Origin of the sequence: Butyrivibrio sp. X503, from assembly GCF_003625475.1 — a bacterium.
Lineage (GTDB): Bacteria > Bacillota > Clostridia > Lachnospirales > Lachnospiraceae > Butyrivibrio.
In genome coordinates, this window is sequence record NZ_RAIQ01000003.1 from 307,966 (window position 1) to 328,922 (window position 20,957).

18 protein-coding genes are annotated in these 20,957 nt (G+C 43.5%); 3 read left to right on the plus strand and 15 right to left on the minus strand.

Annotated features, from left to right (window positions below; translation table 11 throughout):
• Positions 1 to 7: 7 nt before the first annotated feature.
• The 8 genes from D6853_RS06810 to lepA form a co-directional block, all read right to left on the minus strand.
• Positions 8 to 1,240 carry an extracellular solute-binding protein gene (locus D6853_RS06810; protein WP_120657281.1) on the minus strand — a complete coding sequence of 411 codons (1,233 nt, stop codon included), beginning with the start codon at positions 1,238 to 1,240 and terminating at the stop codon, positions 8 to 10.
• A 194-nt stretch (positions 1,241 to 1,434) separates the two neighbouring features.
• On the minus strand, positions 1,435 to 2,598 hold the full coding sequence (gene dprA / locus D6853_RS06815) for a DNA-processing protein DprA (protein ID WP_120657282.1): 1,164 nt from the start codon (positions 2,596 to 2,598) through the stop codon (positions 1,435 to 1,437).
• Entirely contained in the window at positions 2,595 to 4,169 is a 1,575-nt protein-coding gene (locus tag D6853_RS06820; protein WP_120657283.1) for a YifB family Mg chelatase-like AAA ATPase, read from the minus strand. The genes dprA and D6853_RS06820 overlap by 4 nt, the downstream gene beginning before the upstream one ends.
• An 801-nt stretch (positions 4,170 to 4,970) precedes the next feature.
• Complete coding sequence (locus D6853_RS06830; protein ID WP_120657285.1) at positions 4,971 to 6,032, minus strand: type IV pilus twitching motility protein PilT; 1,062 nt, start codon at positions 6,030 to 6,032, stop codon at positions 4,971 to 4,973.
• 15 nt (positions 6,033 to 6,047) lie between these two features.
• Positions 6,048 to 7,169, minus strand: a complete 1,122-nt coding sequence (locus tag D6853_RS06835) for an HD-GYP domain-containing protein (RefSeq protein ID WP_120657286.1) — start codon at positions 7,167 to 7,169, stop codon at positions 6,048 to 6,050.
• A gap of 77 nt (positions 7,170 to 7,246) precedes the next feature.
• Entirely contained in the window at positions 7,247 to 7,840 is a 594-nt protein-coding gene (gene yfbR / locus D6853_RS06840; protein WP_120657287.1) for a 5'-deoxynucleotidase, read from the minus strand.
• A 58-nt stretch (positions 7,841 to 7,898) separates the two neighbouring features.
• Positions 7,899 to 9,041: a radical SAM family heme chaperone HemW gene (gene hemW / locus D6853_RS06845; protein ID WP_120657288.1), complete on the minus strand. Its 1,143-nt coding sequence runs from the start codon at positions 9,039 to 9,041 to the stop codon at positions 7,899 to 7,901.
• 43 nt (positions 9,042 to 9,084) lie between these two features.
• Positions 9,085 to 10,893: a translation elongation factor 4 gene (gene lepA, locus D6853_RS06850; RefSeq protein ID WP_120657289.1), complete on the minus strand. Its 1,809-nt coding sequence runs from the start codon at positions 10,891 to 10,893 to the stop codon at positions 9,085 to 9,087.
• 222 nt (positions 10,894 to 11,115) lie between these two features.
• Between lepA and rpsT the strand changes: the two genes are divergently transcribed.
• The gene (gene rpsT, locus D6853_RS06855; protein WP_120657290.1) at positions 11,116 to 11,379 is read left to right on the plus strand and encodes a 30S ribosomal protein S20; all 264 of its coding nucleotides are present in this window, start codon (positions 11,116 to 11,118) and stop codon (positions 11,377 to 11,379) included.
• Positions 11,380 to 11,459: 80 nt separating this feature from the next.
• Here rpsT and D6853_RS06860 read toward each other — a convergent pair whose 3' ends face one another.
• The 4 genes from D6853_RS06860 to D6853_RS06875 all read right to left on the minus strand — a co-directional run bounded on the left by D6853_RS06860 (position 11,460) and on the right by D6853_RS06875 (position 17,165).
• Positions 11,460 to 12,482 (minus strand): putative ABC transporter permease, encoded by a 1,023-nt coding sequence (locus D6853_RS06860; RefSeq protein ID WP_120657291.1) that lies wholly within the window; start codon positions 12,480 to 12,482, stop codon positions 11,460 to 11,462.
• Between the two features lie 42 nt (positions 12,483 to 12,524).
• Positions 12,525 to 13,466 carry a TIGR03943 family putative permease subunit gene (locus D6853_RS06865; RefSeq protein ID WP_243108310.1) on the minus strand — a complete coding sequence of 314 codons (942 nt, stop codon included), beginning with the start codon at positions 13,464 to 13,466 and terminating at the stop codon, positions 12,525 to 12,527.
• 17 nt (positions 13,467 to 13,483) lie between these two features.
• Entirely contained in the window at positions 13,484 to 14,782 is a 1,299-nt protein-coding gene (locus D6853_RS06870) for a GTP-binding protein (RefSeq protein ID WP_120657293.1), read from the minus strand.
• A 148-nt stretch (positions 14,783 to 14,930) separates the two neighbouring features.
• The gene (locus D6853_RS06875) at positions 14,931 to 17,165 is read right to left on the minus strand and encodes a hypothetical protein (RefSeq protein WP_120657294.1); all 2,235 of its coding nucleotides are present in this window, start codon (positions 17,163 to 17,165) and stop codon (positions 14,931 to 14,933) included.
• A gap of 176 nt (positions 17,166 to 17,341) precedes the next feature.
• Between D6853_RS06875 and D6853_RS06880 the strand changes: the two genes are divergently transcribed.
• Positions 17,342 to 17,785, plus strand: coding sequence for a NusG domain II-containing protein (locus tag D6853_RS06880; protein WP_243108311.1), 444 nt, complete (start codon positions 17,342 to 17,344; stop codon positions 17,783 to 17,785).
• A 30-nt stretch (positions 17,786 to 17,815) separates the two neighbouring features.
• Complete coding sequence (locus D6853_RS06885; RefSeq protein ID WP_120657295.1) at positions 17,816 to 18,325, plus strand: Gx transporter family protein; 510 nt, start codon at positions 17,816 to 17,818, stop codon at positions 18,323 to 18,325.
• Between the two features lie 33 nt (positions 18,326 to 18,358).
• Here the strand turns inward: D6853_RS06885 and D6853_RS06890 are convergent, their stop codons facing one another.
• The 3 genes from D6853_RS06890 to gdhA form a co-directional block, all read right to left on the minus strand.
• Positions 18,359 to 18,946 carry a hypothetical protein gene (locus D6853_RS06890; protein ID WP_147367726.1) on the minus strand — a complete coding sequence of 196 codons (588 nt, stop codon included), beginning with the start codon at positions 18,944 to 18,946 and terminating at the stop codon, positions 18,359 to 18,361.
• Between the two features lie 13 nt (positions 18,947 to 18,959).
• Positions 18,960 to 19,286 (minus strand): hypothetical protein, encoded by a 327-nt coding sequence (locus D6853_RS06895; protein ID WP_120657297.1) that lies wholly within the window; start codon positions 19,284 to 19,286, stop codon positions 18,960 to 18,962.
• 162 nt (positions 19,287 to 19,448) lie between these two features.
• Complete coding sequence (gdhA, locus tag D6853_RS06900) at positions 19,449 to 20,783, minus strand: NADP-specific glutamate dehydrogenase (RefSeq protein WP_120657298.1); 1,335 nt, start codon at positions 20,781 to 20,783, stop codon at positions 19,449 to 19,451.
• Positions 20,784 to 20,957 lie beyond the last annotated feature (174 nt).

Genomic DNA, 20,957 nt, shown 5'->3' on the forward strand with positions numbered 1-20,957 from the left:
CGTTTAATTATTTAGCGTAACTCTCACATGTTGTCTGGAAATCTGAAAGAGCCTTGTTGAGATCGTCATCACTTGATGCTGCTGAGATCTCTCCTGCGATAACAGAATCTCCGAGTGACTTAGCAAGATCCCAGTACTCTCCGGGATACTGTCCCTGAGGGATTGTGTACTGAAGCTGATCTGCAAGTGCTGAAAGAGCTACATCGGCTTTAACAACGTCAGACTGCTGAGCTTTGAGGTTTGAAGGTCCCCAGTTAACTGCTTCGTATCTTGCAAGCTGAACTTCTTCGCTTGAAAGGAACTCTGCAAGTGCATCACATACAGCGAGCTTGTTCTCATCTTCCTGAGGCTTAACACCAAGAAGCTTGAATCCACCGAATCCGCTCATCTGATATGTCTTGCCGTCTGCTCCCTCGAATGAAGGAAGCTTAGCACATGCGTAGTTGTCACCAAATACTTCTTTAACTGCCTCTGCATCCCATGTTCCGTCTACGATAGCACCAACGTCTGTTGCATTGCTGATAGCTGAACCGTTCTTGAAAGCCTTTGAAGATGTAACCTCGATGATCTCCTTAAGCGCTACAACACCTTCAGGTGATGCATAAGAAGCATTACACTTTGTGAAGTTACCGGCATCGTCAGTCTCATATGAGAGCTGAGCGCCTGCTCCGAAGAAGAATGCTGTCTGATACCAACCGGAATTAGCTTCAAAGTAGAAGTTCTTTCCTGCTGCCTCACAATCAGCAATGATGCCTTCAAGTGATGAAGGATCCTTTACAACGCTCTTGTCATAATAAAGGAAATATCCGTTATCGGAAGTGATGGGATAAGCATAGAGCTTCTCACCAACTGTAGCTGCCGCAACGGCACCGGCATCGTTCTCAGCCTTAACCTTCTTGGCATTCTCAGGCTCAACTTCCTCAAGTGCTCCTGCTGAAACAAGTCTTGCGATCTGGTCCTGAGCAAATACATAGATATCGGCACCTGCCTTAACGTCTGTGATCATATTGCCGGCTGCATCGCCTTCACCTGTAGCTTCAACATTGAATGTATATCCGTCAAATTCGGGATGAGCTTTCTTAAACTCATTGATCTGATTGTTGGTGAAATCAACAACATTATCAGCAACCCAAACTTTAACTTCTCCGCTACCAAACTCGCTCTTCTTGCCACCGCATCCGGTAAACAATGTAGCTAAGACTGTAGCAGCCATCAAAACTGAAACCAATCTCTTTTTCATTTTAAACCCTCCATAATTGACATTCCGCTTGCACGCTATTGCGCAAACGGTTGCTCTAAAATTAGCTTATGACTTAGACGGTTTTTTGTCAATAAAGCACATTCTATGATTAATTGACGATCGATTTATATAAAATGCACATTGACTTTTTCGAGTTTCGGTATCGTTACCGGGAACGTTTCCCGATTTTCCGCTTAAAACTCCCTTTTTAAGAAGTAAACCCCATTTTGTGAGAGTTTTCCCATACTACTCATGTCAAAAAGTTTCTTCATGAGTTCCGGAATGGAAATCTCGACTCCCCTCTCCGAAATCTTCTCCATAATGCTTGAAGAAGAAATCGGAATTACGTCAACACTTTCAAGAATCGCGGTTTCAATGGCTTCTTCGGAATCCGGCTCTGCAAAAGTAGTCTCTGTGGACGGGGCTTGCGTAGTCGCGGCAGGCATCTGAAGTGCTCTGTTTTGCGACGCCGCGCGACTCCTCACATGCCAGAGCCTGTCGATGACATCATTTACATCAATAACTACACCGGCACCCTGGCTTATCAAGTAATTGCAGCCATCGCTCAGCCGATCCGTCAGCCTTCCCGGGCACGCCAAAACCTCTTTTCCCTGTTCAAGCGCGGTATCCACCGTAATCTGCGTTCCGGATTTGCGCCTTGCTTCCACAACCACAACAACATCCGAAAGCGCGCTGATTATCCTGTTTCTCATAGGAAAAAAGCTTGCTTTGGGCTGTGTTCCGGGTGGATATTCCGAAATCACACCTCCGCTAATGCACAATTCCTCATATATATCTCTGTTGTCATCGGGATAGCATACGTCCACGCCGCTTCCAACAATCCCAAAAGATGTTCCTCCCGCCTGCATTGCCGCCTTCTGGCTTATACCGTCCACTCCTCTTGCCATTCCGCTTATAACCTGAACTCCGGCAAAAGCCAGTCCTCTTCCGAGCTGCCTTGCCATATATCTTCCGTACTCAGAACACATTCTTGCTCCTATGATCGCAACAGACGGTTTGCCGGGATCGGGAAGCCGCCCTTTTACATATAGCGCAAACGGCGGATCCGCTATATCCTTTAGCTTTTCCGGATATTCATCATCAATTCTCGAAATGAATCTGATTCCTTTATTTGTAAGCTTTTGTCTTTCTTTTTCAAAGTCCCAAACGTTTCTTGACTTTATAAGTGACTCGACTTGTTTGGCACTCAGAAACATAGAAAGCTCTTTCCTGTCCATGTTATAAATCTCCTTGCAGGTTCTGTCTCCGCAAAGAAGCTTATCTATGGACTTATTCCCAATTCCTTTTACATTAAAAAGCCAAAGCGCGTAATCATTTTCTGTTATGCTGTTTATCATTCACTTTCCTCTCTGCTGTTCCAATATTGTCCGTCGGACATTCTGTAGCTAAAAGCTTCCATAAGATGTATCTTCTCTATATTCTCAGCTCCATCGAGATCAGCTATCGTCCTCGCAAGCTTAAGAACCTTATGATAGGTCCTTGCACTTAAGTCCATTGCGCAAAAAGTATGTTCCATAAAGGCCTGCTCAATAGTTCCAAGCTTACAGTATTTCTCAATCTCTTTAGGAGTCATCTGCGAGTTAAAAGAAATCTTTGTTCCGGCAAATCTTTCTTCCTGAATCTTTCTTGCTCTCATCACTCTTACACGAATCTGTTTACTTGATTCACCGGCTCTTTTGACATTGCTTGAAAGATCGGCGATATCAACCTTGGGAACTTCCACCACTATATCTATTCTGTCCAGTATGGGACCCGATATGTGAGACAAATATCTCTTGATCTCTTTGGGCAAACAGCTGCACTTGTTCCTATCGGGATAGTATCCGCAAGGGCATGGATTCATCGCACCTACAAGCTGGAAATCTGCTGGATATGAATACGTCCCTTTATTTCTGGTTATATTGACAACCTTATCTTCCATGGGCTGCCTTAGCATATCAATAAGTGACCTCGAAAACTCAGGCATCTCATCCAAAAAAAGAACTCCTCTGTGCGCAAGCGAGATGAGCCCCGGCCTTGGAAGTCCTCCGCCTCCTACAAGCGCCGATTCCGTCACCATGTGATGAGTGCTCATGAAAGGTCTTTTTGTTATAAGTGCCTTATTATCGGGCATTCTTCCTGCTACGGAATAAATCGAGGTAACCTCCATGCTCTCACTTTCCGAAAGCGGAGGTAGGATAGTCGGCATTCTCTTTGCTATCATGCTTTTTCCCGTTCCCGGAGGTCCCACCAGTAAAAGATGATGGAATCCCGCCGCAGCTATCTCAGCAGCTCTTTTAGCTCCCGCCTGTCCGTTTATATCGGAGAAATCGAGCTTGTCATCGTAGATATCTTTTTCAGTAAAAAGACTCTTTATATCAACCTTCGTCGGTGGAATAAGCTCGTCCCGCTCCATCTCTCCAGCTGAAAGGTAAGCAATCACCTCCTGAAGCGAACTGATCCCCACAATCTTCATACCCGGCACGACTGCACCCTCTTTGGCATTCTTCTTAGGCAGGATAATTGTCTTGTAGCCTTTACTCTTAGCCTTTGTAACTATGGGAAGAGTTCCTTTTATCGGGCGTATATCTCCGTCAAGCCCTATCTCCCCAAGAAACAATATCCCCTCTACCGCGTCCTCTTTGAGCTCTCCCGTCGCTGTCAAAATACCAACCGCGATCGGCAAATCCACAACAATTCCTTCTTTTCTTATATCCGCCGGCGAAAGATTCACTGTGATCTTTGCTACCGGAACCTTGTAACCAACGTTTTTTAACGCAACTTTAACTCTGGCGCCCGCCTCCTTCACGTCGCCGCTCATAAAACCAACCATATTGAACCCGGGCAGCCCATCCGACACATCGACCTCAACCTGCATAATGTAAGAGTCAATGCCTCTAACGGCTCCCGAAGTAATTGAACTAAACATCTACTTCCTCTTTTCTCTTTTTAATTGTTCATGCCTTTTGTCATTTAAAAATCAAATCTTGGGAAAAATCACCTCGAACGAAGTGATCTTCTTAAAGAATTATCACGAAGAATAATGTATCAAATCTTGGTGGATTTGTAAATATCTGAACCAAAAACGAAACTGCCTCCCGGCGGCATATAATCGGCAATAATTACCGCCGCTGCGCTCTTTTTTCTTCTCAGGCGGTGCATTCCTCGACTTTCGTACCGCCGCTACGCTCTTTTTTCTCTCCAGGCGGTACTTCTCTCGACTTTCGTACCGCCTCCACGCTCTTTTTTCTCTCCAGGCGGTGCTTTCCTCTACTTCCGTACCGCCGCTACGCTTGTTTTTCTCCTCAGGCGGTGCATCTGTCGACTTTTTACGGGTTGCAGCGCCAAACTTAATTTGCTCCCGTAAATCCACCCGAATTTTTACGGTTCCGCGAGCCCAACAGCATTCTGCCCCGTAGTCCCCCCACTCGCATCGTAGGTATTTCTGCCACATTATTCCTTTCCTGCTTGATCAACGAATTATCAGTCGAGAAAAAGAATTGTCAATCCTGCGCAAAGCGCACCGCAGAGCGGCTTTGGGATTGACAATCCTTTTCCGGCTGATAAACTACGCCCAAGCAGGAGCGGGATAAAGCGCTACCATTCTCTGATCCAGATGTTGACCGCTCCTTGCAGGAAAGTAATAAAAAAGAGCCCAGCACCAAGTGCTAAGCTCAAATCTTGCCAATATGTGCATGCCGCCAATAACGCTTCCGCGGCGCACCACCTATCACCGCAGCATCTTATTCTGCATGGTCTCGGGATCCTGAGCGAACTGAAGAGCCATCTCGCGAGAGATCTTTTGTGCTCTGTAAAGCTCGAGTATTGCATCGTCCATCGTGATCATGCCCTGCTTCCTGTACGTCTGCATGTAAGTAATAAGCTGATGAGACTTGCCCTCACGGATGAGGTTTCTCACAGCGCTGTTGACATGAAGCACTTCGAAGGCTGCGCTTCTTGATACGCCGTCTTCCGAAGGAATAAGCTGCTGGGAAATAACCGCTTCAAGTACTCCCGCAAGCTGAATCCTGATCTGCTGCTGTTGATGAGAGGGAAATACATCGATAAGTCTGTCGACCGTGTTGGATGCTCCGATAGTATGAACGGTAGAAAGTACAAGATGTCCTGTCTCTGCAGCTGTGATGGCTGTGCTTATAGTCTCAAGATCTCTCATCTCTCCGACAAGAATGACATCCGGATCCTCACGAAGTGCCGCTCTTAGCGCATTGGCATACGAATTGGAATCCGTGCCGATCTCTCTTTGGTTAACGATAGAAAGCCTGTGCTGGTATGTGAACTCAATAGGGTCTTCAAGCGTTATTACATGCGCTTCCCTGTTGTTGTTTATCATATCGATAATGGAAGCGAGCGTCGTAGACTTACCGCTTCCGGTCGGTCCCGTGACAAGTACGAGTCCTCTTTTTTTCTTATAAAGATCTATTACAGTCTCAGGTATTCCGAGGCTCTCCGCTGTCGGTATCTTGGTCGCAACAACTCTGAAAGCCATAGCAACTGAACCTCTTTGCCTAAAGAGATTAAGCCTGAAACGTCCTACTCCCGGAATGGAAAAAGACATATCGTGCTGTCCGTTCTCTTCAAGCTTCTGCCTCTGCTTCTCATTCATGATCTCTTCCGCGATCTCCTGAGTGTCGGCAGGCATCATCTTGTCATAGTTGTCCATTGCTATAAGATTGCCGTTAAGTCTCATTTTGGGAGGAAGACCGACAGTGATATGAACATCGGACGCTCCTCTATCTTTTGCTTCTTTTAGGATCTCTTCAATCTTTGACATAGTACCCCTTCTGCATCAGACATACTCAGGCTCATCAACGGTAATTCCAAGAGCTTTCATCTTGGAAGTATCCATGATATAGCGGTTGTCCATTGTTTTCATGATATCTACTATCTCGAGATTACCATATGCTCCCGTGTTGGAGAGGTCGATAATGGTATTATCCTTAAAGCTAAGCACTGTAGGTCTTAAGAAATCGGCTTCGTTGGTCCTGATAACAAGCGCCTTCTCACCGGTGTTAAGCTCAACGCTTACGCCGGGAACAAGAATGTTGAGCGAATCAACAAGCGCTTTTACAACCTTGTGATCGAAAACATCGCTTCTTTGCATCATTCTTCTGATGACAAGCACCTCTGAAATAGGCGCATCATCAACTCTAACCGCAGTCTCCTTGTCAAAGATACCCGCAACGACAAGCACCTTGGCAGAAATAAGAGCCTTGCTAGTATCAACTATATTGTTGCGCCAATAATCATAAAGAATCTTTCTCGACTGATTACAAGCACGTCTTACGTTAGGCAAAAAAGAAAATGCATCGTCAATGATCGGATATCCCGCAACCTCATGAGCATCTATAACGGAAAGCTCTTCCTGCGAGCAATTAAGCTTGGACTGAAGCTCTGCGCTGAGCGTGAGCTTACCGATATCATGGATAACTCCCGCCATAACCGCTTCGTTCTGGTCTGACAGCGATACGCCGAGCGAATGGCATATCATAGCACTCAAAATGCCGACATTTAAAGAATGCTTGTAAATATAATCTTCCGTGCTTCTGAGAGCCTGCTGAAATGTGATCTTCTTGTTGAGATTGCCGTAGCTCTTGATTATCTGAGCGCAAATATTCGGAAAGCGCTCCTGCTTATGGGTCTTGACGATATGTTCCATTTCATCCATGATCTCGTGGTACATAACCGTCTGAAACCGCTCAAATTCAATATCATCCTGTGTCATGGGTGGAACAGGCTCCGCGGGCTCTAAGATAAAGACACCGATAAGGCCGAAATTCTTGATATTCTCAATACTCTGCATATCCTTAAGAACATGCGCCCTATCATACAAAAGAGCTCCCTTCTTGCTGTAAATCGGCCTTGCAAGCCTCATCCCCGGTTTTAACTCATCACACTTAATAAAAAGCATGCCTTCTTTCTCCTCCGAAAAAAAACCTTCTATTTACATATAATTATCATTCTTACCAGATAAAAAATCAATGACAATCAGGTAAGTTCATCCAAAGTATTGCCATATGAAGACAGGAACTCATTTACAAAGTCGAGAACCTCGGGAAGTTCCTGATAAAGACTTCTTATCGTCTTCTCCGTACTCTCCTTGGCCGTCCTGAACTCGCTGTTGCCCGCACCTGTCTCAGCCATGCACTTGATAAGGGCCGACAGCTTGTCCGCAGCTTTTACCAGCCTTCTCATATAGCGCTCATCGTCATTATCATCTGCCTTGAAAATAGCTTCAAAAGAAGGTCTTAAGTCATTCGGAAGTTTTTCAAGAAGCTTATCATCCGCAATCGCTTCAACTTCCTTATAAGCTTTCTTCAAGTCTTTATTAAAATATTTAACGGGCGTAGGCATATCTCCGGTTATAATCTCGGAAGCATCGTGATAAAGCCCTATAAGAGCAGCCTTATTGGCATCGAGATTCTTGCCGTAGCGCACATTTCCTATGGTACAAAGAGCATGCGCGATCATCGCAACCTCCATCGAATGCTCGCAGAGATTCTCCTGCCTGGTGTTACGCATAAGTGCCCACCTGTCTATGTATTTCATTCTTGAAATAAGTGCAAAGAAATTGTAATTCATCGTATTCCCCTTTTCCCCAATTTATTATATTCGATTCCGCTTAAGCTCTTTTACCCTGTCAAAAGCAGAATTCCGCCATTACCGTATTGCTGACATCAAGCCCCTTTTCGGTAAGCCTTAATCTGTTTCCGTCTATCTCGATAAGTCCGAGTGTTTTGTACTTTACGATAACATCTCCGTAGACATCCTCTGCCTTTTTTCCAAACTGCCTGTAAAAAAGATCCATGTCAACGCCCTTTACAAGCCGCAGTCCCAAGAACATAAACTCCTCCATTTGAGATTCAAAAGAAAGCTCTTCTTTTTCCGAGACAACGCTCTCCGAGGCTGAAAGCCTACCAATATATTCCATTATATCAGTGATATTGCTAAATCGCACATTTTCTATCATCGAAGATGCGCCAAGCCCCAGACCGAGATAATTTCCGCGCTCCCAGTAAACCTTGTTGTGATAGCACTCATTCTTTTCACCGTCTCCGAAGGCATAATTGGAGATCTCATATCTGTGATATCCGCTCTCTGCAATGATTCTCTTGGTCTCATGGTACATAAGGCGGTCTGTGTCTTCATCCGGAAGATCAAGCTCCATGTCAAAAAAGGGCGTGCCTTCCTCCACAATAAGGCTGTAAGCCGAAATATGCGTAGGCTTAAGCTCAACTGCCTTTTTCAAAGTCGAAAGATAAGTCTCAAGGCTCTGCCCCGGAAGAGCGCTCATCAGGTCGATATTGATATTCTCAAATCCCACTTCAACTGCAGCCTCATAGGTCTTAATAAACGTAGCAAAATCGTGTATCCTTCCGAGCTTCTTTAGCTCATCGTCATTAAAAGACTGTGCTCCTATGCTGAGCCTATTGATACCGGCAGCCTTGTATTTTATCAGCTTGTCAAAAGAGACTGTTCCGGGATTCATCTCGATCGTGATCTCGGCGTCCTCACCGAAAATAAATTTGGAATGTAACAGATCAAGAATGTCGCAGATATACTCGGCATCAGGTAAGGAAGGTGTTCCTCCTCCGAAGAACACCGACTTTACCGTGTAATCCTTGTATGTATCCGCATTTAAACAGATTTCTTTGGAAAGGGCATCAAAATACCGATTGATCAGCTCCTTTTCCGCCGTAAAAGACAAAAAATCGCAATAAAGACATTTGCGCGCACAAAAAGGAATGTGCACATATATCGACAAATTTTGGCTTGAATGCATATTGTAAAAAACCTCCGGCGCCGATGCGCTTTGGTATAAGGAATCAGTCCCCGCTGTCGAGCTTTAAGACGCTAAGGAAGGCTGCCTGCGGAACTTCAACGTTACCGATCTGGCGCATTTTCTTTTTACCTTCTTTTTGCTTCTCGAGAAGCTTCTTTTTACGGGTGATATCACCGCCGTAGCACTTGGCAAGAACGTCTTTTCTGTACGCCTTAACGGTTTCTCTTGCAATGATCTTGCCGCCGACTGCAGCCTGGATCGGAATCTCGAATAAGTGCCTCGGAATCTCTTCCTTAAGTCTCTCGCACATCTTGCGGCCGCGCTCGTACGCTCCGTCCTTGTGAACGATAAACGAAAGAGCATCGACCTCTTCTCTGTTGATGAGGATATCAAGCTTAACAAGCTCAGATCTCTCATAACCCTTGAGCTCGTAGTCAAAAGAAGCATAACCTCTCGATCTTGATTTGAGCGCATCAAAGAAATCGTAGATAATCTCATTAAGAGGAAGCTCGTATTTAAGAATAGCTCTGGTCTGCTCTATATAATCGGTACTTAAGTATTTGCCGCGACGTTCCTGGCAAAGCTGCATGATCGCACCGACATATTCTGTAGTAACCATGATCTCGCCGCTTACGATAGGCTCTTCCATGTAATCGATCTCTGTGGGATCCGGAAGATTCGTAGGATTGGTGAGATCAAATACCGTTCCGTCATTCTTGTGGACCTTGTAAACAACGCCGGGCGCTGTGGTTACGAGGTTAAGGTCATACTCTCTTTCAAGTCTCTCCTGGATAACTTCAAGGTGAAGAAGTCCAAGGAAACCTGCACGGAATCCAAAACCGAGTGCCTGTGAAGTCTCGGGCTCATAGAAAAGAGAAGCATCATTGAGCTGCAGCTTTTCAAGAGCATCTCTAAGGTCTGAATAATGCGCGGAATCTGCAGGGTAAAGCCCGCAGTAAACCATGGGCATAACCTTCTTGTATCCGGGAAGTGCCTCTGCGCAAGGATTAGCCGAATCGGTAACCGTATCACCGACTCTTGTATCCTGAATATTCTTGATCGAAGCGGTGAAGTATCCTACATCGCCTGCGGAAAGATCGTCACTTGGAATAAATCTTCCGGGGCCGAAGTAACCTACTTCAACGACCTCGGCCTCTGCGCCTGTAGCCATGAAGCGGACCTTCATACCCTTCTTGATAACGCCGTCTCGTATTCTTACAAATACGATAACGCCTCTGTATGAATCATAGATACTGTCGAAAATAAGAGCTGTAAGAGGCTTAGCCGCATCTCCTGTGGGCGCGGGAATCTTCTGAACAACAGCTTCCAGAACCTCTTCGATCCCGATTCCGTTCTTAGCTGAAATAAGAGGAGCGTCATGAGCCTCAATACCGATTACGTCCTCAATCTCTTCCTTGACCTCATCGGGCTGAGCGCTCGGAAGATCTATCTTATTGATAACGGGAAAAACATCAAGATCATGATCAAGAGCCATATAAACATTGGCAAGAGTCTGCGCCTCTACACCCTGAGTTGCGTCAACGACAAGAATAGCTCCGTCGCAAGCCGCAAGGCTTCTTGAAACCTCATATCCAAAATCCACATGTCCGGGAGTATCGATCATATTGAAGGTATACTCTTCTCCGTCCTTCGCCTTGTAGATCATACGAACGGCCTGAGACTTGATCGTGATACCTCTCTCCCTCTCTATATCCATATTGTCAAGGACCTGGCTTGTCATCTCTCTCATTGTGAGAACGCCGGTCTTCTCGATCATTCTGTCGGCAAGAGTTGATTTACCGTGATCGATATGTGCAACAATACAAAAATTTCTTATCTTACTCTGGTCCACAAAAGTACCTCATTTCTATGATAAAAATACAATCACTCGTCGCCTTTTCTCGGGGGACAGAGCGATTTCATCTTCATATGATACCATGACACCGGACAAAAATCTATTGACAGTTTTGGTAATATCATCTAAACTATTTACCGTATGAGCATTAACTGTCCGTGTCCGGCTTAATGCGCACACGAACTTGACAATATTAGATAAAATAATTCGGAGGTAACTATGGCAAATATTAAATCCGCCAAGAAGAGAGTACTTGTTAATCAGAAAAAAGCTGATAGAAATCAGATGATCAAGTCCGCAGTTAAGACTGAGGTTAAGAAGGTTAGAACTGCTATCGAGGCAGGTAACAAGGAAGAGGCTGCCAAGGCACTTCTTGCTGCTACTTCTGCTATTGATAAGGCTGAGTCAAAGGGAATCATCAAGAAGAACACTGCTTCAAGAAAGGTTTCTCGTCTCGCTCTTGCCGTTAATAAGATGGCTTGATAGATTTTTGAATCATATATTAAACAATAACAAAACCTCATGTCTTCTCACCGACATGAGGTTTTTTATTACCTATAAAATCATTTATTTCTCTTTGAAAGTCTCTGTGCTCTTTCTTTCATTTCATCAAGACTGCTCTTAAACATCTCCGATGCCATGGTCGGATTGCCCAAGATAGTGCGGTTTCTGTACCAATCATAGAAATTCTTGATTGGCTTCGGTGTCATTCTCTCTTTTATGATGCGATATTTGGCATAAAGCTCAGTAATCTCATCTCTGAAATTGTCCATATAATCCGTGCTTGCAGCCACCTTGTCTTTTACCTTGGCAAAAGAGCCTTCAAGTGCGTCACTGAGTGCATCCAGTCTCTCTGATATTCCGCCGGTTATACCACTTCCGATGTTAAGTGCCATATCGCCGAGATCCGCAGCCTTTTCGCTGATACCGTCTACCGTGCTCATGATGCCGTCTTTGACATCCTCAATGCCTTCCTTAACCTCTTCTCCCTTGAAAGCTATGATAACATCAAGTCTCTTTTGCATCCTCTGCATCTCACCCTTGGCCTTCTCCATATAGATAAGCACATCTCTGAGGTCGAGAGCTATCTTGAACGCAACCATAAAGTCGCAGCTTATGTAGACCGTGAGTATCATAGTCACAACAGAAAGAACATTGTAAGGGATGGATAAAAGAGCATGCTCAACAGGTATCTGCAAAAAATGTGTAAACACAACGGTCAGTACACCCCAAAAGAGAGTGGACTCAAGGCAGATATGTCCCTTGTAATTAAGGAATTTATCAGAATAATCCCAATACCTTACCTTAAAAAGACTCTCCATCGTAACTCCCGTCACGTATTCAAGGACGGTAGCGCCTATGCATCCCGCCAAGTACACAAGGACAATATTGTTGTAGAAAGGCTTGGAAACGATAAGCATCATGATTCCGCCGCTTCCGTACAATGGCAAAAAGGGGCCTCTCATAAAGCCCCTGTTTACCGGATGTTTTTGTAATATTGAAACATAGGTTGATTCGAAACACCAACCAAAGAAACTATATGCATAAAACAAGAATAGCCACTGAAGCGGCAAATAATTGAACATAATCCCCTCTCTTATAATAAGACTCCTTTTATATGCGCTGCATCACTGCTGAGGATTTGAAAAATCAATAACAGGATAATCGGGCGCAGTTGTCTTTTCTACGGAAATAGCCTTTAGCACAGGTCCCTCGCCGTTATACTCAGGCACAAACTCTTTAACTACTTTGGCTGTCACAAGAACCCAATCCTTCTCCTGTAGTTCATCGGTCTTGTCATAGTCACATGCAAATCCAAGGAACTGCATATCCTCAGCGCAGCATGTCATTGCCATTCTTCCGGGAACAAATCTTCCCTTTGGAAATTCCGGCGGAATAAGAACCATGCCTTTAAACTTAACGTTCTTGCCGATATATCTGTCTACGTGCTCAAGTCCGTCAAGATAAAACATGCCGTACCCGTAGTTATTAAGCTCGATAGGATCGCTGTTAAGATCAAAAGGAAGATCCTCATCGAGAGTAACATCAACTTCTCCGTTCATATCCTCAAATATGATGTCTGCCTTTTGATTGATAGCTTTAACATTTCTCTTATAAGAAGCAAGATCTTCTATACCGTCGCAACGATTAAATAGTATTAGATCCGAATTACGAAGCTGTTCAGCCAAAAGAGATTTCATATTGCTAAAGTACAGTTCAAAACTGGAAGCATCGATAACGGTAATCTGCTGCTCAAGCTTCCACATGATGGGAAGTCTCATATTCTTGAAATTCCACATACCGTTGTACTCTATAAGAATACGCTCAGGATTGTATTTGGCATCAAGAGCGATCAGGGCATCGGGAGTAAAGTCCTCTTCATCTTCGATCATCTCAATAACGGTATTGGTGGACTTAAGAAGTGCTTCCTCATATTCGTTCTCGCCCTCTTCGCATACGATAAGAAGTGTCTTACCTCTTGTCCTGAAATAAGGCTGATTGATCGTATATCGGAAAAAGTCTGTTTTTCCGCTGTCAAGAAAACCATTGATAATATATACGGGTTTCACTTTCTTTCTCCTTAATATCATAATCTGCGGAACATCTTCTCAAGGTTAGCTTCGTTAAGCTGTGATCCGATTACGCAGAACTTACCTGTAACATCGGCCGAGCCTGTTCTGACATCAGCTTCTCCGGGAACATAATCGAACTCGATCCATGTTCCGTCTGTAGAAGGAACAACACCCTTTGTACGAAGAACGATACCGAAGGTCTCTTCGTCTTCAAGCTTATCAAGCATACCTTCAATCTCTTCCTTAGTATATTTAAGAGGAGTTTCCATGCCCCAGCTTGTAAATACGTCAGCAGCGTCATGATGATGGTGGTGGTGATGTTCGTGCTCATCTTCGTCATCATCGTGGTGATGGTGACAGCAGTGATGCTCGTGCTCATCCTCGTCGTCATCATCATGGTGATGGTGGCAGCAGTGATGCTCATGCTCATCCTCGTCGTCATCATCATGGTGATGGTGGCAGCAGTGATGCTCGTGCTCATCCTCGTCGTCATCATCGTGGTGATGGTGGCAGTGATGCTCGTGCTCATCTTCGTCGTCATCATGGTGATGGTGGCAGCAGCAATGCTCGTCTTCATCCTCATCGTCATCGTGATGAGCGCTGTATACTACAGAGCCATCCTCAGCGATAGTCTTGTGGCTTCCGTGATGATGATGGTGGTGATGATGCTCTTCTTCCTCCATAACAAGCTTGAGGAGCTCTGCCTCAAGATCATTGTTACCTTCGAATGTATCAAGGATTTCTTTTCCGGTGATCTCATTAAGAGGAGTTGTTATTATAGTAGCCTTGGGATTGTGCTCACGAATAAGCTCAACCGCCTGCTCAATCTTCTTCTGATCAGCCTTGTCTGTTCTTGTAAGAATGATCGTTCCCGCGTTTTCTATCTGATTAACGAAGAACTCACCAAAGTTCTTGATATAAACCCTAGCCTTGGATACATCAACAACCGTAACCGCGCTGTTAAGCTCCATTTCCTCAGATGTATCCGCGATATTCTGGATAGCTCTCATAACATCTGAAAGCTTACCTACTCCCGAAGGCTCGATAAGGATTCTCTCAGGAGAATACTGCTCCATTACCTGCTTAAGACTTGTCTCGAAATCACCTACAAGTGAGCAGCAGATACAACCCGAATTCATCTCTGTTATCTCAATTCCGGACTCCTTTAAGAATCCGCCGTCTATTCCGATCTCACCGAACTCATTCTCGATAAGAACTACTTTTGTACCGTTCAGCGCTTCCATTAAAAGCTTCTTTATAAGTGTCGTCTTTCCGGCACCAAGGAAACCTGAAATAATATCTATCTTTGTCATTTCTTTGCTCCATTCCGCACAATTCAATTGTGCAATAACACTACAACAAAATCTATTCTATTGACCTGCCGTCGAAATGTCAAGGAGCCTGAAACAAAGGAAATAACTGGATCTATCAGCCTTCGGATTCTAAACCTTCGTCCTTTATTTAATCGTCTGCACTCTCATGATCTGCTTCATCATTATCGGCGGAAGCACCCTCAGACTTATCATCTTTATCTTCACCGGAAGATTCGCCGGTCTCTGATGTATCTCCTCCAGAAGATGAAGAGTCATCGGCTTTTTCGGTACTATCGGAAATGGTAGATCCATCCGATGCAGCCGTGCTGTTTTGCGTGCCGGTATCTTCCGATGCGTTAGGACTTGAATCTGTGTTGTCATTATTTCCGTTATTCTCATTATTGTCAGCGGTCTCATCCGCATCAGTTCCATTCGGCTTCTGAGAATTATTATCATCGGATGCAGATGTGCCGGCAGCAGATATTTCGCCTGCCGCAATGCGGTTTTGGTTTTGATCGATATCTTCCGATGAACCGATAATCGCTGCGCTTACCCCGCTTGCAGCTTCATCGATGTTTTCCTTTGAAGCATTCTCGTCATTACCGCTTCCGAAATCCGTTCCGACAAGACTTAGCATATTCAGACTTCTCGTAGATCTGAGGCTTGCCGTACTCACAGCGTTTGAAGTGTTAATAGCGGCGACCTTGGTATTGTACTTGGCATTCTTCCCTTGGAATTTAAGATGCGCCGCAGCTACCTGACCATGTGCAAAGCCGCAGCTTACGCAATATCCTTCAAGCTGTCCGTCTTCCTTACCGCAAGCAAGTACTTTTGTCTGAATTATATCTTCAATTCGTCCCTTCCTGCTTTTTACTACATCAATGGAAGTTGACCACTCGTAGTGGCGTGCACTGTTAGAAACAAACTCTTTTCCGCAATGATCGCAGTAATATCTGTTATTTGGAGTTCCGTCGTGCTCGTCTCTTACCCAGCCCTTGTTCGTAACGCTTTCCTTGGTTGTGTATTTATATTCCGAAACTTCCGTGTAACATGCGTCCGTATGATAATGATAAACGGGAGTATTGTAGCAGCCGCCCCTATCCGCTGCACTTACAAGACTTGCATTAACTGTCTTACCTTTGCCGTTTTTATGATAATGATATTCATATACGATCTCAGCAGCAGTCTCGCCTGAATCAAGCACCATTTGCTGCGGAATTCTCTGAATTGCTTTGGCAAACTCTGCAAACGTGGCATCCTCTTTGACCTTAACTCCCTTTGTGAGCAATGCGGATGCCAATAACTTTTTTCCATTACTCACACGCTGAAAAACCTGGTCGAGCTTTGTATTTACAGCGTTTGCCTTTGTATCGATGTATTCTTTTACACCGTTGATATCTGTTGTAACCTTGCTTCCGTAATTGTTGAACTGCTGATCGAAATTGTTGAACTGCTGATCGAGATTGTTGTTTATCTCGGTAAACCTCTTGTCATTTGATTCGATCGCCTCGTTATTTCTTTTGTCCATCTCACTGTCATAATCGGAAAGCTTTTCGAAAAGCTCAGAAAACTTTTTATCGGTATTCTCGTTCGCCTCTGCGTTTCTTTTATCCATTTCGTCTTCAAGCTTTGCAAGCTTCTCGGAAATACTGCTGTTGAGTTCGTTAAAATTGAGCTCGCTGTTTGAAAGCATCTCTTTGCTCTTTTCATTCATTTCACTGTTAAAAGCATTGAGTTTATTTAAAAGCTCCTCATATTGAGCAGTCTGTTCTTTCGACATGCTGTCATTTCCGGAATTCACAGCCTTCTTGATCTCATCCATAAGATCCATGGTTTTATTCCTGGTATCGTTATAATCGCTTGTAAGCTTATCAAGCTCAGTATTTACCTTTGCAAACTCGGCGCCGATCTTTTCTTTGTCGGCTTTGTTTTCGGAATCGATCATCTCTTTAAGTGTTTCAATTCTGGTTTTAGTCTCGTTTATATTCTTATGAATAGTTGAAAGATTTCCCGAAAGAGCACCTGCCTTCTCATTTACAACATTTTTGTATTCATCGCGGCTATCGGCATCTTCTTTATTTTTCTCCGAAAAAGACTTGATATCCTCACTGTTATCGGTTATTACTTCATCAATCTGCGAAAGATAATCGTGAAGCTCATCGAGCTTTTCTTTTGTATTTTCCTTATCTTCACGCTCGGATTCTTCAAATTTCTCCTGTGCGTTAGCGGCAACCACGGGCGTGCTAAGGTATATAAGTCCTCCGCACAAAATGATCGCGATAACTACTGATATAGCGACCACCCTTGTATCATGCCTTTTTAATTTCTTAAGCAATAGCTTAATTGAATTGTTCTGTTTGTCCCATTTTTCTTTTAACTTCATATACGTCCCTTTCCGGTCCTGCTCATGCAAAAAGGACATACTAAGAGACCCAGCGCATTCACAGCACCAATCATTTAATAAAAAGTGGAATATCCCGGATGATTATCCAAGATGTGTCGGAAGAACTCCGACGAAACTTTATTATACAGATTCAAAAGAAAAAATCAAGAGAAATTTTGAAAGCGGCTTGGCGCCTTGCTTTGACAGCATTACTTCAATACAGATATACTATATCTATGATAAAAAGATATTTCACCAAAAACGACATATTGCTGATAATCGGCATGCTGCTTGCATCAGGACTGCTCATGCTTGTTCTCTTGGTGTCGCAAAAAAAGGGAAGCATAGTCGTTATAAACGTTGACGGAAAAGACGTTAAGTCTTTTTCTTTGGATGAAGATACAAGATTTGTTATTGACGGCTATCACGGCGGAAGCAACGTTCTTGTTATAGAAAACGGCGAGGCTTTTCTTGAATCCGCATCCTGTCCCGATAAGCTGTGTGTGAACATGGGAAAGATCAGCAAGGTCGGACAGTCGATCATCTGTCTGCCAAATAAGGTCGTGATCGAGATACGCGGTGATTCAAGCGAGGAAGAATACGACGCAGTAGTCGGTTAAAAGATATTATTATCTGCCAAGGAAACGTAAATGAATAACAGCACTAAGACAAGTAAGATAACTTTATACGGAATATTTGCTGCACTCGCAATGATACTTAGCTATGTCGAGCTTCAGATCCCGGCGTTCTTCGCAGTGCCCGGCATGAAGCTCGGCCTTACCAACATCGTTGTGGTCGTAGCTTTATATGTGCTTGGAGAAAAAAGCGCGTTCTTTATAAATCTCATAAGGATACTCGTTGTATCACTTTTATTTGGCACGGTGATGAGCCTTTGGTTTTCACTTGCAGGCGGAATCCTGAGTACGCTCATCATGATACTTCTGAAAAAAACCGGTAAATACAGCCCCGTCGGCGTCAGTGCCGCAGGCGGTATAACTCACAATATAGGTCAGATAATAATCGCAATGATCTTATTGCAGACAAAATTCATTATCTGGTATCTTCCCGCCTTGTGGATCTCAGGCGTTATAAGCGGCGTGATCATAGGAATTATCGGCGGCATTGTATGCAGGCATCTCGGAAGCCAATCCTTGCATTAAACAAATATGTTTATCTACATATAATTCAAGTATTTACTTTTCATTTAGATGATCGCAAATATCCTTTGCCTGATTGTAATAATCCTTAAGATTTTCAGGCGTCAGATAATCCATTACATGCTTATATGCATCTTTTGATTTTTGTTCATCATCTACCTTTGCTTCTGATATAACTAATGAAGATTCATCGAATTCATCATTACTAGTAAAAAAAGTAGAATAAAAATGATCTTCTTCTGTCCCATCTTCTTTTATCAAAATTCTTGAATCATGAATACTTACATTGACAAAATTATTACCCTTATCCTTTATAGTAATAACTATGTCTCCTTCTTTTACCTTTACATCTTTTTCTTCCACTAAAATATCGCATTTATCAAAAAAAACGCCGGATAAATCTACGTTGTAATAAAATTTCGCATTCTGTTTTTCAATAAAAAGGCTGCTATCATCAGCAAATTCTATCATATATCCATTCTTATTTGCATTTTCAAGTATCTTTTCTTTTTCCCTCTTATCAGCGCCTTTTAAAATAAATAAAATTGCTCCTGAAATTAACGTAATAGACATTATAATTAGTAAAACAATTTTTATTTTTTTCAACCTAATACTCTCTCCCATATCTTCAATCCATTCAACCTATATCCACTCCACTCTCATTAGATACATGTTTTAAAAAATCATCCTTAGTTTCTTTGATTTTTTCTTCATCTACATCTTTTGAAATAATATCAGTACCAATGGACGTTTTATTTAATTGCTTTTTCAGTTTTTTCATTCCCTTTTCTGCATCGCCATTGCCTAGTCTTTCCAAAAATTCTTTTGATTCATTAATTGTTCCATCGCTTGCATTCTCATTATACTCCACCATAGTATTCCAAATATCTCCATCTTTACTGTTAAGCATCCGATTATAGATATTATATGCGGAAATGTCTGATTTCTTATCATCAATATCCATCTTTCCAGAATAAACATCACCTTTATACCCTACAAGAGCATTTACATCGTCAAACTTCCCAGCTATACTTTTAATGGTGTTTGACTATGAAATAAAAAACAAGACTGACACACTTTAATAAATGCATCAGTCTTGATATAAATACATATTTATACTTTCAAATTAAACAATACCCTGAGCCTTCATTGCCTCTGCAACCTTAAGGAAGCCTGCAATGTTAGCACCTGCAACGTAGTTGCCTTCAAGGCCGTACTTCTTAGCAGCATCATCAATGCTGTGATAGATGTTAACCATGATCTGCTTAAGCTTAGAATCAACCTCTTCGAAGCTCCATGAAAGTCTCTCGCTGTTCTGTGACATCTCAAGAGCTGATGTAGCAACACCACCTGCATTTGAAGCCTTACCACAGATGAAGAGAACCTTGTTAGCCTGGAGGTACTCAGTAGCCTCGATAGATGTAGGCATGTTAGCACCCTCACATACAGCCTGAACGCCGTTAGCAACAAGCTGCTTAGCATCCTCAAGAAGGAGCTCGTTCTGTGTAGCGCAAGGAAGAGCTACATCACACTTAACTGACCATACACCCTTACCTTCGTGGTACTCAGCTGACTTTCTTGCAGCAGCGTACTCAGTAAGACGTGCTCTCTTAACTTCCTTAACTTCCTTAAGAAGCTCAACGTCGATTCCTTCGGGATCATAGATCCATCCTGTTGAATCAGAACATGTAACAGGCTTAGCACCAAGCTGCTGTGCCTTCTCGATAGCGTAGATAGCAACGTTACCGGCACCTGAAACTGCAACAGTCTTGCCCTTGATGTCAGAGCCGTTGCACTTAAGAAGCTCTTCTGTGATGTAAAGAAGACCATATCCTGTAGCCTGTGTACGAGCAAGTGATCCGCCGTATGTAAGGCCCTTACCTGTAAGAACGCCTTCGTATGTATCTCTGATCTTCTTGTACTGACCAAAGAGGAATCCGATCTCACGTCCGCCTACACCGATATCTCCGGCAGGAACGTCTGTATCAGCACCGATGTGTCTGTAAAGCTCTGTCATGAAGCTCTGGCAGAATGCCATAACTTCTCTGTCTGACTTACCCTTAGGATCGAAGTCAGAACCACCCTTACCGCCACCGATAGGAAGGCTTGTAAGTGAATTCTTAAAGATCTGCTCGAAACCAAGGAACTTGATGATACCAAGGTTTACTGAAGGATGGAAACGAAGTCCTCCCTTGTAAGGTCCGATAGCTGAGTTGAACTGGATACGGAAACCGTTGTTAACCTGTACCTGTCCCTTGTCATCTACCCAAGGTACTCTGAAGAGGATCTGTCTCTCGGGAGTTACAAGTCTCTCAAGAAGAGCATCTCTGCGATACTCGTCCTCATTAGCTTCAATAACAACACGAAGTGACTCAAGCACTTCCTTTACTGCCTGATGGAACTCAGGCTGAGCGGGGTTCTTTGCTACGACATAGTCGTAGATCTCGTCAACATATGACATTTTTGTTTCTCCTTCCTGTGCTGATAGCACAAAACAATATTTGCCTTTTTAAAAACTAGTATGAAAAAAGGGCGTAAGAAACCATCTGGTCTCTACGCCCCATTGCGCAGACATCACTGCCTGAATGAGATTATACACTTTACCATTTTAAAGTGCAAGAGTTATTTTTAAAAA

Coding starts and splice junctions, on each gene's coding strand:
- D6853_RS06810 (WP_120657281.1), bottom strand. CDS start 1,240: ATGAAAAAGAGATTGGTTTCAGTTTTGATGGCTGCTACAGTCTTAGCT.
- D6853_RS06830 (WP_120657285.1), bottom strand. CDS start 6,032: ATGTCAAAGATTGAAGAGATCCTAAAAGAAGCAAAAGATAGAGGAGCG.
- D6853_RS06820 (WP_120657283.1), bottom strand. CDS start 4,169: ATGTTTAGTTCAATTACTTCGGGAGCCGTTAGAGGCATTGACTCTTAC.
- D6853_RS06835 (WP_120657286.1), bottom strand. CDS start 7,169: ATGCTTTTTATTAAGTGTGATGAGTTAAAACCGGGGATGAGGCTTGCA.
- dprA (WP_120657282.1), bottom strand. CDS start 2,598: ATGATAAACAGCATAACAGAAAATGATTACGCGCTTTGGCTTTTTAAT.
- D6853_RS06885 (WP_120657295.1), top strand. CDS start 17,816: ATGAATAACAGCACTAAGACAAGTAAGATAACTTTATACGGAATATTT.
- hemW (WP_120657288.1), bottom strand. CDS start 9,041: ATGCATTCAAGCCAAAATTTGTCGATATATGTGCACATTCCTTTTTGT.
- gdhA (WP_120657298.1), bottom strand. CDS start 20,783: ATGTCATATGTTGACGAGATCTACGACTATGTCGTAGCAAAGAACCCC.
- D6853_RS06895 (WP_120657297.1), bottom strand. CDS start 19,286: ATGGATATTGATGATAAGAAATCAGACATTTCCGCATATAATATCTAT.
- D6853_RS06875 (WP_120657294.1), bottom strand. CDS start 17,165: ATGAAGTTAAAAGAAAAATGGGACAAACAGAACAATTCAATTAAGCTA.
- D6853_RS06870 (WP_120657293.1), bottom strand. CDS start 14,782: ATGACAAAGATAGATATTATTTCAGGTTTCCTTGGTGCCGGAAAGACG.
- yfbR (WP_120657287.1), bottom strand. CDS start 7,840: ATGAATTACAATTTCTTTGCACTTATTTCAAGAATGAAATACATAGAC.
- rpsT (WP_120657290.1), top strand. CDS start 11,116: ATGGCAAATATTAAATCCGCCAAGAAGAGAGTACTTGTTAATCAGAAA.
- D6853_RS06890 (WP_147367726.1), bottom strand. CDS start 18,946: ATGGGAGAGAGTATTAGGTTGAAAAAAATAAAAATTGTTTTACTAATT.
- D6853_RS06860 (WP_120657291.1), bottom strand. CDS start 12,482: ATGTTCAATTATTTGCCGCTTCAGTGGCTATTCTTGTTTTATGCATAT.